At 67.5% G+C, this 11,442-nt stretch carries 16 protein-coding genes; 13 read left to right on the top strand and 3 right to left on the bottom strand.

Features of this window, described 5'->3' with window-relative positions:
* Positions 1 to 156: 156 nt before the first annotated feature.
* Together AC1DY5_RS25285 and AC1DY5_RS25280 are read right to left on the bottom strand one after the other, a co-directional pair.
* Positions 157 to 498 (bottom strand): ComF family protein, encoded by a 342-nt coding sequence (locus tag AC1DY5_RS25285; protein WP_478115837.1) that lies wholly within the window; start codon positions 496 to 498, stop codon positions 157 to 159.
* A gap of 55 nt (positions 499 to 553) precedes the next feature.
* Positions 554 to 763 (bottom strand): hypothetical protein, encoded by a 210-nt coding sequence (locus tag AC1DY5_RS25280; protein WP_478115835.1) that lies wholly within the window; start codon positions 761 to 763, stop codon positions 554 to 556.
* A gap of 131 nt (positions 764 to 894) precedes the next feature.
* Here AC1DY5_RS25280 and AC1DY5_RS25275 point away from each other — a divergent pair, with 131 nt between their 5' ends.
* From AC1DY5_RS25275 to AC1DY5_RS25240, 8 genes are all read left to right on the top strand, one after another.
* Positions 895 to 1,809 carry a biotin synthase gene (locus tag AC1DY5_RS25275; RefSeq protein ID WP_478115833.1) on the top strand — a complete coding sequence of 305 codons (915 nt, stop codon included), beginning with the start codon at positions 895 to 897 and terminating at the stop codon, positions 1,807 to 1,809.
* Positions 1,810 to 1,932: 123 nt separating this feature from the next.
* Entirely contained in the window at positions 1,933 to 2,409 is a 477-nt protein-coding gene (locus tag AC1DY5_RS25270) for a DUF2244 domain-containing protein (protein ID WP_478115831.1), read from the top strand.
* Positions 2,410 to 2,475: 66 nt separating this feature from the next.
* A complete protein-coding gene (gene coxB, locus AC1DY5_RS25265) occupies positions 2,476 to 3,654 on the top strand; it encodes a cytochrome c oxidase subunit II (protein WP_478115830.1) in 1,179 nt (392 codons plus the stop codon).
* Positions 3,655 to 3,690: 36 nt separating this feature from the next.
* Positions 3,691 to 5,328, top strand: a complete 1,638-nt coding sequence (gene ctaD / locus AC1DY5_RS25260; protein ID WP_478115828.1) for a cytochrome c oxidase subunit I — start codon at positions 3,691 to 3,693, stop codon at positions 5,326 to 5,328.
* Positions 5,329 to 5,341: 13 nt separating this feature from the next.
* Entirely contained in the window at positions 5,342 to 5,452 is a 111-nt protein-coding gene (locus tag AC1DY5_RS25255; protein WP_478115826.1) for a cytochrome oxidase small assembly protein, read from the top strand.
* Positions 5,453 to 5,471: 19 nt separating this feature from the next.
* Complete coding sequence (locus AC1DY5_RS25250; RefSeq protein WP_478115824.1) at positions 5,472 to 6,104, top strand: cytochrome c oxidase assembly protein; 633 nt, start codon at positions 5,472 to 5,474, stop codon at positions 6,102 to 6,104.
* Positions 6,101 to 6,310: a DUF2970 domain-containing protein gene (locus AC1DY5_RS25245; protein WP_478115822.1), complete on the top strand. Its 210-nt coding sequence runs from the start codon at positions 6,101 to 6,103 to the stop codon at positions 6,308 to 6,310. Before AC1DY5_RS25250 ends, AC1DY5_RS25245 begins: the two co-directional genes overlap by 4 nt.
* Positions 6,311 to 6,361: 51 nt before the next feature.
* Positions 6,362 to 7,243 (top strand): cytochrome c oxidase subunit 3, encoded by an 882-nt coding sequence (locus AC1DY5_RS25240; RefSeq protein ID WP_478115820.1) that lies wholly within the window; start codon positions 6,362 to 6,364, stop codon positions 7,241 to 7,243.
* A gap of 71 nt (positions 7,244 to 7,314) precedes the next feature.
* Here the strand turns inward: AC1DY5_RS25240 and AC1DY5_RS25235 are convergent, their stop codons facing one another.
* Positions 7,315 to 7,536 (bottom strand): twin transmembrane helix small protein, encoded by a 222-nt coding sequence (locus AC1DY5_RS25235; RefSeq protein ID WP_478115818.1) that lies wholly within the window; start codon positions 7,534 to 7,536, stop codon positions 7,315 to 7,317.
* Between the two features lie 36 nt (positions 7,537 to 7,572).
* Here AC1DY5_RS25235 and AC1DY5_RS25230 point away from each other — a divergent pair, with 36 nt between their 5' ends.
* The 5 genes from AC1DY5_RS25230 to AC1DY5_RS25210 form a co-directional block, all read left to right on the top strand.
* Positions 7,573 to 8,400: an SURF1 family protein gene (locus AC1DY5_RS25230; RefSeq protein WP_478115817.1), complete on the top strand. Its 828-nt coding sequence runs from the start codon at positions 7,573 to 7,575 to the stop codon at positions 8,398 to 8,400.
* Positions 8,342 to 9,067, top strand: coding sequence for an SCO family protein (locus tag AC1DY5_RS25225; protein ID WP_478115815.1), 726 nt, complete (start codon positions 8,342 to 8,344; stop codon positions 9,065 to 9,067). Before AC1DY5_RS25230 ends, AC1DY5_RS25225 begins: the two co-directional genes overlap by 59 nt.
* A gap of 7 nt (positions 9,068 to 9,074) precedes the next feature.
* A complete protein-coding gene (locus AC1DY5_RS25220; RefSeq protein WP_478115812.1) occupies positions 9,075 to 10,262 on the top strand; it encodes a COX15/CtaA family protein in 1,188 nt (395 codons plus the stop codon).
* Positions 10,259 to 11,164, top strand: coding sequence for a heme o synthase (gene cyoE / locus AC1DY5_RS25215; protein ID WP_478115805.1), 906 nt, complete (start codon positions 10,259 to 10,261; stop codon positions 11,162 to 11,164). Before AC1DY5_RS25220 ends, cyoE begins: the two co-directional genes overlap by 4 nt.
* An 8-nt stretch (positions 11,165 to 11,172) precedes the next feature.
* Positions 11,173 to 11,442 (top strand): SCO family protein (locus AC1DY5_RS25210; RefSeq protein WP_478115804.1); only part of this gene is annotated, 270 nt, incomplete at its 3' end.

The raw sequence follows: 11,442 nt of genomic DNA, 5'->3' as shown, positions 1-11,442 counted from the left end.
CTCCTACTCAGCCGCATTCCGCAGCCACACCGGCCGATGGGAGCCCTTGCCCGGCACCGGGGACCTCGCCACGGTGGCCGATCTGGTCGTCTCTTTGCTCGGCCCCTACTTCGAGCCTATTACATAAAGCTATTTAAGGGATGTTGTACTAGTCGCCTAGTCGGGCCGGTCGGTCCGCGCCAGCACGATCGCCGTGATGTGGGCGGCGCCACCGGCGCGCAGCACCTGGACCGCCGAGAACAGCGAGGCGCCGCTGGTCATCACGTCGTCGACCAGCACCACGCGGCGACCCTGTACCTCCTCGGCGCGCGACGGGTCCAGTGCAAAGGCACCGTGCAGGCTGCGCAGCCGCTCCTTGCGGTCGAGGCCGCTTTGCGCCGCGGTCTCGCGGGTACGCAGCAAAAGGCCGGGGGCGCATTTGGCGGCGTCCAGCCGCCGCGCCAGCTCGTGGGCCTGGTTGAAGCCGCGCTGGCGCAGCCGGATCGGCGCTAAGGGCATCGGCAGCAGGGAGATCCGCCGCCTCGAGCGCCGGCGACCCAGGGTGCGCTCCTGATCAGCGTGGCCAGCGGCCCGGCGCGGCCGGCGTCGCCGCGAACTTGAATTCCGCGATGCACTCCGGCCAGGGCCAGACGTAGGCGCAGGCCGCCAGGCAGGCGTCGAGCGGCGGCGGATGCAGCAGGCATTCGCCGCACGGCGCCGAGCCGGGTCCCAGGGGCAGCGCACAGGTCCCGCAGCGCCGGACCGGTGGCGCGAATCGCGCCACGCAGGCATCGCAGACCGGCGCCGACGGCCAGGTACCGGCAGGCCGCGCACTGGCTGGGCAGGCGGGCGAGCAGCGACGAGAAAGGCCGTACGGTCCAGCGCTTGAACATCCGTCAATATACTCAGCAGCCCATGCCCACCGACCCCGCACAGCGCCCGCCGACCATCGATGCCACGGCGGCCGCGCGCTGGAGCCGGCTCGCGCCGGCGGCCGAATCCCCCTGGCTGCACGAGGAAGTCGRCCGCCGGATGGAAGACCGGCTGCAGTGGATCAAGGCGCGGCCGCGCCATTGGGCCGACTGGGCGCCCTTGCGCGGCGGCCTCGGGGCGCATGCGCTGGTCGCGCGCCGCTACCGCGATGCCGCGCCCTTCGTGATCGAACCGGAACCGGCACTGGCCGCCGTCACCGCCCGCTCTCTGACAGCACCCTGGTGGACCGCCCGCCGCTGGCAGGGCGCCCGCCCGAGCTTCGAGCCGCCGCCCGAGGACGGCGTCGACCTGCTGTGGGCCAACATGGCGCTGCATATGGCGGCCGACCCCCAGGCGCTGATCGCCCGCTGGCACCGGGGGGTCGCGACCGACGGCTTCCTCATGTTCTCCTGCCTCGGGCCCGACACCCTGCAGGAACTGCGCGGCCTGCACCGGCAGCTCGGCTGGCCGCCCGCCAGCCACGAGTTCACCGACATGCACGACTGGGGCGACATGCTGGTCGGCGCGGGCTTCGCCGAACCGGTGATGGACATGGAGCGCATCGTACTGACCTGGGCCAGCGCCGACACCGCCCTGGCTGAGCTGCGGACGCTGGGGCGRAACGTCCATCCGGATCGTTTCCCGGCCCTGCGCGGCAAGGCGTGGCGGCAGGCGCTGGGCGCCGCGCTGCCGGAACTCGCGCCGGCCCCCGAGGGCGGCGGGCGGATCGCGCTGACCTTCGAAATCATCTACGGGCATGCCTTCAAGCCGGCCCCGCGTGTGGCGTTGGCTTCAGAAAGTGCGGTTTCCTTGCGCGAAATGCGTTCCATGCTGCAGCGAGGTCGTGTAGGCAACTGAGTCCGCCTTGCCTGACCCGCTACAATTCGCCGCTGCGTGAACTCCCGGGTATTGTCCCGTGATCGAGGCCTGTCCGACCCAAGTTTGACAGCGTGTCGACGCACCGATTTGCTGAACTCGCCCGTGTCGAATTCCGTGTTTCGTTTTGCCACTGTTTCCGGCCAGAGCATCCACTGGTTCCTGAAGCGCAACTGCTCGGTCACGCCGAGCCAGCTCGGCTGGCTGTACGCGTCGCTCTGCGTGGTGTCGCTCGGCATCGGAATGGTTTTCTGGCTGAACGGCGCGCGGCTCGTGCTGCCGTTTGCGTGGCTCGAACTCGCCGCGGTCGGGTTTGCGTTCGTGCTCTATGCGCGGCACGCGACCGATGGCGAGAAGATCGCCTTGCAGGGCGGCAGGTTGGTGGTCGAGCTCGAGAACGGTGGGCACTATGAGCGCACGGAATTCTTGCCGCACCAGGTGCGGGTCGAGCCCCAGGACAGCGATCGCTCGCTGATCGAGGTCTCGGGGCAGGGTCGTTCGGTCAGGGTGGGGCGCTATGTGCGCCCGGAGTTGCGTGCGGCGCTGGCGCGCGAGATTCGCATGGCATTGCGCAGCGCCTGAGGGGGCGAGCGCGATGTCGCACCGTGGGGACCGGTGGGGTTAACAGGAAACGAAGAAGTGAACACGATGAAGAGCAATTGGCGGAACAAGATCTGGCCGGCGAATCTGCTGCTGGCGGCCGGCGCGGCGTTCAGCGGCGCGGCGCACGCAGTCAACGACCTGCCCGGCGGCCCGTCGGTGCGTCAATTGAATCTGCCCTTCGGTGTCACGAAGATCTCTCAAGAGCAGCATTTCCTGCACACGGTGATGATGGTGCTGTGCACGGTCATCTTCGTGGCGGTGTTCGCGGTCATGTTCTATTCGATCTGGAAGCACCGCAAGTCGGTCGGCCACAAGTCGGCCAACTTCCATGAATCGGTGGTGGTCGAGGTGATCTGGACCATCGTGCCCTTCCTGATCGTGATCCTGATGGCGCTGCCGGCGACCCGGGTGCTGGTGGCCCAGAAGGACACCACCAATTCCGACCTCACGATCAAGACCACCGGCTACCAATGGAAGTGGGGCTACGACTACCTCAAGGGCGAAGGCGAAGGGCTCTCGTTCATCTCGACGCTCGACAGCTCGCAGCGCGCCATGTCCAACGCCGGCGCCCGCGGCGAGATGCCGGACGACTACCTTCTGAAGGTCGACAACCCGCTGGTGGTGCCGGTCAACGCCAAGATCCGCATCATCACCACCGCCAACGACGTGATCCACGCCTTCGCGGTGCCGCAGCTCGGCGTCAAGCAGGATGCGATCCCCGGCTTTGTGCGCGACACCTGGTTCCGGGCCGAGAAGGTCGGCGACTACTACGGCCAGTGCCAGGAGCTCTGCGGCAAGGAGCACGCCTATATGCCGATCCACGTGAAGGTGCTGGCCGCGGCCGACTACACCGCCTGGGTCGACGGCAAGCGCAAGGAAGCCGCCGCCAAGCAGGACGATCCGACCAAGGTCTGGACCTTGCCCGACATGCTGGCSCGCGGCGAGAAGGTCTATGCGGCCAACTGCGCGGCCTGCCACCAGGCCAATGGCCGCGGCGCCGGCCCGATCAAGGCGCTCGACGGTTCCCCGATCGTGCTCGACGCCGATCACCAGAAGCAGCTCCACGTGGTGCTCAATGGCCAGAACAACGGCGCGATGCCGGCCTGGAAGCAGCTCAGCGACACCGATATCGCTGCGGTCGTGAGCTTCACCAAGAACGCCTGGTCGAACAAGACCGGTCAATTGGTCCAGCCGTCCGAAGTGCTGGCCGAGCGCGCCAAGTAAGCCGGCGCCCACGAAGAGTTTGCAAGGAAAACCAAGATGAGCGCAGTCCTCGACCCCCACGGCCACGCACACGGTCACGACGACCATGCCCACGACGACCACCACGGCGCACCTGCCGGCTGGCGCCGCTGGGTGTTCGCGACCAACCACAAGGACATCGGCACGCTGTACCTGCTGTTCTCGTTCACGATGCTGATGGTCGGCGGCGTGCTCGCGCTGCTGATCCGGGCCGAGCTGTTCCAGCCCGGCCTGCAACTGTTGAACCCCGAGCTATTCAACCAGTTCACCACCATGCACGGCCTGATCATGGTGTTCGGCGCCATCATGCCGGCCTTCGTGGGCTTCGCGAACTGGATGATCCCGCTGCAGGTCGGCGCCTCCGACATGGCTTTCGCCCGCATGAACAACTTCAGCTTCTGGCTGCTGATCCCGGCGGCGCTGATGCTGGTGGGTTCGTTCTTCATGCCCGGCGGCGCTCCGGCCGCGGGCTGGACGCTCTACGCGCCGCTCACGCTGCAGATGGGCCCCTCGATGGACGCCGGCATCTTCGCGATGCACATCATGGGCGCCTCGTCGATCATGGGCTCGATCAACATCATCGTCACCATCCTGAACATGCGCGCGCCCGGCATGACGTTGATGAAGATGCCGATGTTCTGCTGGACCTGGCTGATCACCGCCTACCTGCTGATCGCCGTGATGCCGGTGCTTGCCGGCGCCATCACGATGACGCTGACCGACCGTCACTTCGGCACCAGCTTCTTCAACCCCGCCGGCGGCGGCGACCCGGTGATGTACCAACACATCTTCTGGTTCTTCGGCCACCCCGAGGTCTACATCATGATCCTGCCGGCCTTCGGCATCGTCAGCCAGATCGTCCCGGCCTTCTCGCGCAAGAAGCTGTTCGGCTACGCCTCGATGGTGTATGCCACCTCGTCGATCGCGATCCTGTCGTTCATCGTCTGGGCGCACCACATGTTCACGACCGGCATGCCGCTCACCGGCCAGCTGTTCTTCATGTACGCGACCATGCTGATCGCCGTGCCCACGGCCGTGAAGATCTTTAACTGGATCGCCACCATGTGGCAGGGCTCGATGACCTTCGAGACCCCGATGCTGTTCGCGGTCGGCTTCATCTTCGTGTTCACAATGGGCGGCTTCACCGGCCTGATCCTGGCCGTCGCGCCGATCGACACCCAGCTGCAGGACACCTACTACGTCGTCGCCCACTTCCACTACGTGCTGGTGGCCGGCTCGCTGTACGCGATGTTCGCGGGCTACTACTACTGGTCGCCCAAGTGGACCGGCGTGATGTACAACGAGGCGCGCGGCAAGATCCACTTCTGGTGGTCGCTGATCTCCTTCAACATCACCTTCTTCCCAATGCACTTCCTGGGCCTGGCGGGCATGCCGCGCCGCTATGCCGACTACCCGATGCAGTTCGCCGACTTCAATGCGGTGGCCAGCGTCGGCGCCTTCGCCTTCGGTCTCGCGCAAGTCTATTTCTTCTTCTTCATCGTCCTGCCGACCATGATGGGCAAGGGCGAGAAGGCTTCGCAGAAGCCGTGGGAAGCCGCCGAAGGGCTCGAGTGGGAAGTGCCGTCGCCGGCGCCGTTCCACACCTTCGAGACGCCGCCCAAGCTCGACGCGACCGCAACCCGCGTGATCGGCTGATCGCAGGCACGTTATGACGCCCGAACAAAAGAGGAGCAACCGCCGCATGGGGCTCACGCTGGCCTCGATCGCGCTGCTGTTCTTCATCGGCTTCATCATCCGCATGGTCTGGATCGGCCGCTAGGGCCGGGAGCTGAATCGCCATGGGCATCGGTCAACGCATCCGCCGCGAGAACGTCCGCATGGTCGGCAAGCTGGTCGTCGTCGCGGCCGGCATGTTCGCCTTCGGCTATGCGCTGGTGCCGCTCTATCGCGCGATCTGCGAGATGACCGGCATCAACATCCTGGCCCTGTCGGAACTGCAGGTGCCGGGGGGCGCCAGCGGCGGCGACCAGGTCCGCGTGCCCGACAACACCCAGGTCGACATGGGCCGCACCATCACGGTCGAGTTCGACGCCAACGTGCGCGGCCTCTGGGACTTCAAGCCCGCGCAGCGTTCGATGGAGGTCCATCCGGGCCAGCTCAACACCGTGATGTACGAGTTCCAGAACGTCCAGAACCGCCGCATGGCGGCACAGGCGATCCCGAGCTACGCGCCGCAGCAGGCCGCACCGTACTTCAACAAGCTCGAGTGCTTCTGCTTCAACCAGTACACGCTCGACCCCGGAGAGAAGAAGCAGTGGCCGGTCGCCTTCGTGATCGACCCGAAGATCTCCAGGGACGTCAAGACGATCACGCTGTCGTACACCTTCTTCGAGGTTGGCGGCAAGACGCCGGCGGCGCCGGTGGCCGCCAATGCCGCGGTCCCCGTGCCCGCGACGGAGCCGCGTTCGTGAGCAGCTCGGACGTCGCACGCAAGGGCTCGTTGTGGCACACGGTGAGGACCGTGGGCTGGTCGTTTCTCGGCATCCGCAAGAAGAGCGGCTACCAGGACGATCTCGCCAAGGTCAACCCGCTGCACCTCATCGCCGTGGCCTTCGTGGCCGTCGCCCTGTTCGTGGCCGCGCTGATCCTGCTGGTGCGCTGGGTGGCCACCGCCTGATGAACAGAATCCCACAGATAATGAAGCCAGAGAAGAAAGCCAGGACCTGATATGAGCTCAACCACCCACGGCAGCACGCCTTACTACTTCGTGCCCGGGCCATCGGCCTACCCGGTCATGGCCGCGACCGGCCTGCTCTTCGTCATCCTGGGCGCGGCCCAGTGGATCAACGGCCACCAGTGGGGCGCGTGGTCGCTGCTGGCCGGCATGATCACCTGGCTCGGCACGCTCTTCGTCTGGTTCAGCACCTCGATCCGCGAAAGCGAAGGCGGCCTGTACGGCCACAAGGTCGACCTCTCGTTCCGCTGGAGCATGAGCTGGTTCATCTTCTCCGAGGTGATGTTCTTCGGCGCCTTCTTCACCGCGCTGTGGTGGGCCCGCACCCACGCGCTGCCCGCGCTCGGCAGCCTCGACAACGCGCTGCTGTGGCCCGACTTCAAGGCGGTCTGGCCGACCGCGGCCGTCGGGGCGACCGGTTCGCCGGCCGGCATCGTCGAGCCCTTCCAGACCGTCGGCCCGTTCTGGCTGCCGACCATCAACACCGCGCTGCTGCTGAGCTCCGGCGTCACGGTGACGATCGCCCACCACGCGCTGCGTGCCGGCCATCGCGCGCAGAGCGTGCGCTTCATGTGGCTGACCGTGCTGCTCGGCTTCAGCTTCCTGAGCGTCCAGGGCTACGAATACCATCACCTGTACACCGAGCTGAACCTCAAGCTGAGCTCGGGCGCTTACGGCTCGACCTTCTTCATGCTGACCGGCTTTCACGGGCTGCACGTGTTCATCGGCATGCTGATGCTGTTCTTCATCACCCTGCGGCTGCGCAAGGGCCATTTCACGCCGGAGCGCCATTTCGGCTTCGAGGGCGCGGCCTGGTACTGGCACTTCGTCGACGTGGTGTGGCTCGGCCTGTACTTCCTGGTCTATTGGCTTTGAGCATCGGCGACGGCAAAACAAAAAAGCGCCGCAAGGCGCTTTTTTCATGGTTCTCCTGGAACGAGCATCATCTACTTGCCGATCGGCAGGCCCCCTGGCTGGATGTAGCCGAGCTTCCACGCCAGCAGGACGCAGAGGAACAAAAGGACCGAAAGCCCGATCCGAACCGTGAGCGCGCGCGCCATGCCGCCGCTCTTGGCGCGGCCGTCGCGCCCGTCCCTCAGCATGAAGAACAGCGCCACCGCAAGACTCGCCAGGATGCCCAGGAAGGCGAGGGCGACAAGATATTTCATGACCCACATTATCGGCCGCCAGCGCCGCACCCTCCCTTGATCGCGGACTTCCGGGAACCGGCCCATCCCCGGCGCGCCGGCCGCTTCTGGTTCGTCACCGCGGTCGCCCTGCTGACGCTTGCCGCCACGGTCTCGCTGGGTCGCTGGCAGTTGTCGCGCGCGGCGCAGAAGGAAGCCATCCAAGCCGAGATCGATGCCCAGAAGAGCCTTCCGCCGCTCGACCAGCAGGCCTTCCTGGCCCTCGGAGACGCCTCTGCCGCCATGCACCGTCCGGTTCGCCTGCGTGGGCTCTGGCTGTCGCCGCACACGGTCTATCTCGACAACCGGCAGATGCACGGCGTGCCCGGCTTCTATGTGCTGACGCCCTTCGCCCTCGAAGGCACCGAGCAGACCGTCCTGATCCTGCGCGGCTGGATCCAGCGCAACTTCACCGACCGGGCCCAGTTGGGCGCTGTCGAGACGCCGAGCGGCCTGGTCGAGGTGACGGCCCGGATCGCGCCTCCGCCGGCCCACCTGCTCGATCTGGGCAAGGCCGATGCGCCGGCTGCCGCCGCGTCGGCGCCAGCGCCGGCGAGCACCGGCGCGCCTGAAGCCGTGGGGTCTTCGCGCATCCGGCAGAATCTCGGTCTCGAAGCGTTCCGCGCCGAAACCGGGCTGCCGCTGCGGACCGACGTTTCGCTGCAGCAGGTCGGGCCGGCTTCCGAGGGCCTGCAGCGCGACTGGCCGGCACCCGCGCTGGGTGTCGAAAAGCACTACGGCTATGCATTCCAGTGGTTCGGCCTCTCGGCTCTCGTGGTACTCCTCTATGTCTGGTTCCAACTCATCGCCCCCTTCCGCCGCGCACGCCTTGCCCGCCGTGGCTGACGAGCCGCTCGGCCTGACCGTGCACTCGATGCCGTCGCCGCGCCAGGCGCTGGCGGGCGCCGAGGGCCGGCGCACGGTCCATGGCCGTTGGAAGATGATCTTCGTGCTGCTGTGCTGCGCGGCCCCAGTGATCGCCTCCTACTTCACCTACTACGTGGTGCGACCTGAGAGCCGCAGCGTCTACGGCGAGCTGATCGATCCCCAGCGCCCGCTGCCGAACATCGAGGCCAACCTGCCGAACGGCAAGACGCTGCGCCTGCCGTCACTCGAGGGCCAGTGGCTGCTGCTGTCGGTGGCCGATGCCGCCTGCGACACCCTCTGCGAGCAGCAGCTCTACCTGCAGCGCCAGTTGCGCGAGAGCCTGGGACGCGAGAAAGACCGGCTCGACCGCGTCTGGCTGGTCAGCGATGACCAGCCGCTGCCCGAGCGCCTGGCCAACGGCTTGCGCGGCGCGACCGTGCTGCGCCTGCCGGCGGCCGACATCGCCAAATGGCTGCCTGCCGCTGCGGGCCATGCGCCGGCGGAACACCTGTTCGTGGTTGACCCGCTGGGCAACCTCATGATGCGCTTCCCGGCCCGCATGGATGCCGCCGGTGCCAGCCGCGGCAAGCGCGACCTCGACCGCCTGCTGCGCGCTTCCTCGTCCTGGGACGAGGCCGGCCGCTGATTCCGCCATGGACACCGCTTCGCTCTACGACCTCAAGCCGATCGCCTGGCTGCTGGCCGTGGGCGTGCTGTTGGCCCTCGGCCCGCTGATCTGGGTCTGGCGCCGAAATGCCGGCACCGGTGCTGCGCGCCGGCTGCATGCGCTGACCGTGCTCACCTTGTTCCTGACCTTCGACCTGACCCTGTTCGGCGCCTTCACGCGCCTGAGCGATTCGGGCCTGGGCTGCCCCGACTGGCCCGGCTGCTATGGCAATGCCAGCCCAGTCGGCGCCCGCCACGACATCGCGATGGCGCAGGCCGCCCAACCGACCGGGCCCGTGACCCACGGCAAGGCCTGGGTCGAGATGGTCCACCGCTACCTGGCCACCGGCGTCGGCTTCCTGATCCTGGTGCTGGCGATCGCCACCTGGGTGGTGCGCCGTCGCCAGCGACAGGCCGGCCATCGCGGGGAGCGCGCGCTGAGCGCCTGGTGGCCAGCGGCGACGCTGGCATGGGTCTGCCTGCAGGGTGCCTTCGGCGCCCTGACCGTGACCTGGAAGCTGTTCCCGGCCATCGTCACGCTGCACCTGATGGGCGCGGCGGTGCTGCTGGCCCTGCTGTGCATCCAGGCGGTGCGCTACCAGCAGGCGGCGACACAGCGGCTGCCGACGCCCCTGCCGCCGGGGCTGCGCAGCTTGCTGATCGCCACCACCGTGCTGCTGGGCCTGCAGATCGCGCTGGGAGGCTGGGTCAGCACCAACTATGCCGTGCTGGCCTGCACCCAGTTCCCGATCTGCCAGGACAGCTGGTGGCCGCCCATGGACTTCGCGCAAGGCTTCGAGATCTGGCGCCATCTGGGCGAGACCGGCGCCGGTGCCCCGATCGAGTTCACCGCGCTCACCGCGATCCACTATGCCCATCGGCTGATGGCCTACTTCGTGTTCGTCGCTCTCGGCCTGCTGGCCTGGCGGCTGCGCCGCGTCGCGCCATTGCAAGCCCAGGCGCGCTGGCTCGCCGGCCTGGCCCTGCTGCAGCTGGCCAGCGGCCTCGGCAACGTGCTGCTCGGCTGGCCGCTCGCGGCGGCGCTGCTGCACACCGGCGGTGCCGCCGCGCTGGCGGTGGTACTGACCTGGACCCTCTGCGAGAGCCGTCGCGCGGGCGCACCCAGCGCCGCCGGCGCCGGCCAACGCGTTCCCAACATGGAGGTGGCCGGATGAGTGCCCCCGTTTCCGTTCCCGCCCAGAGCGCCGCCAGCGTGCTGCGTCAGTTCTATGCGCTGACCAAGCCGCGCGTGGTTCAACTGATCGTCTTCTGCGCCCTGATCGGCATGGTGCTCGCGGTGCCCGGCGTGCCGACCTGGGCCGACCTGCAGCAGGGCGCGCTGGCCTGCCTCGGCATCTGGCTGGTCGCCGGTGCCGCGGCCGCCTTCAACTGCCTGGTCGAGAAGGGCATCGACGCCAAGATGAAGCGCACCGCCTGGCGGCCGACCGCGCGCGGGCAACTGAGCGACCGGCAGGCGCTGGTCTTCTCGGCGGCGCTGTGCGCGGCCGGCTCGGCGCTGCTCTGGTTCACGGTCAACCCGCTGACGATGTGGCTGACCTTCGCCACCTTCGTCGGCTACGCCGTGGTCTACACCGTGATCCTGAAGCCGCTGACGCCGCAGAACATCGTGATCGGCGGTGCCTCGGGCGCGATGCCGCCGGTGCTGGGCTGGGCCGCGATGACCGGCGATGTCGGCCCCGAGGCCCTGATCCTGTTCCTGATCATTTTCCTGTGGACACCACCGCACTTCTGGGCCCTCGCCCTGTACCGGGTCGAGGACTACCGCAAGGCGGGCCTGCCGATGCTGCCGGTGACGCACGGCAACGAGTTCACGCGGCTGCAGGTGCTGCTCTACACCTTCATTCTCTTCGCCGCCTGCCTGATGCCCTTCATCTACGGCATGAGCGGCTGGCTGTACCTGGTGGTCGCGATCGGCGTCAGCATCGGTTTCACGGGCTATGCCTTCGCGCTGTGGCGCAATTACTCCGATGCGCTGGCCCGCAAGACCTTCCGCTTCTCGCTGATCCACCTGAGCGTGCTGTTCGCGGCGCTGCTGGTCGACCACTACCTCCAATGATCGAACCCATGAACAAGCGGCAAATGCTCCGGACCCTGGCCTGGACCGGCGTCGCCGTGGTCGCCGGCCTGCATCTCGCGGCCTGCACCGAGGCCAAGCCCAGCTTCCACGCGGTCGACATCACCGGCGCCGACTACGCCCGTGACTTTTCCCTGTCCGACGTCGACGGCAAGCCGCGCACGCTGGCCGACTTCAAGGGCAAGACGGTGGTGCTGTTCTTCGGCTACGCCCAGTGCCCCGACGTCTGCCCGACCACCATGAGCGAGATGGCGCAGGTC

It is taken from the genome of Variovorax sp. P4_D9 (assembly GCF_056401695.1).
The sequence above is the reverse complement of the archived record's forward strand: the minus strand, read 5'-3'. Positions and strand labels throughout refer to the sequence as shown.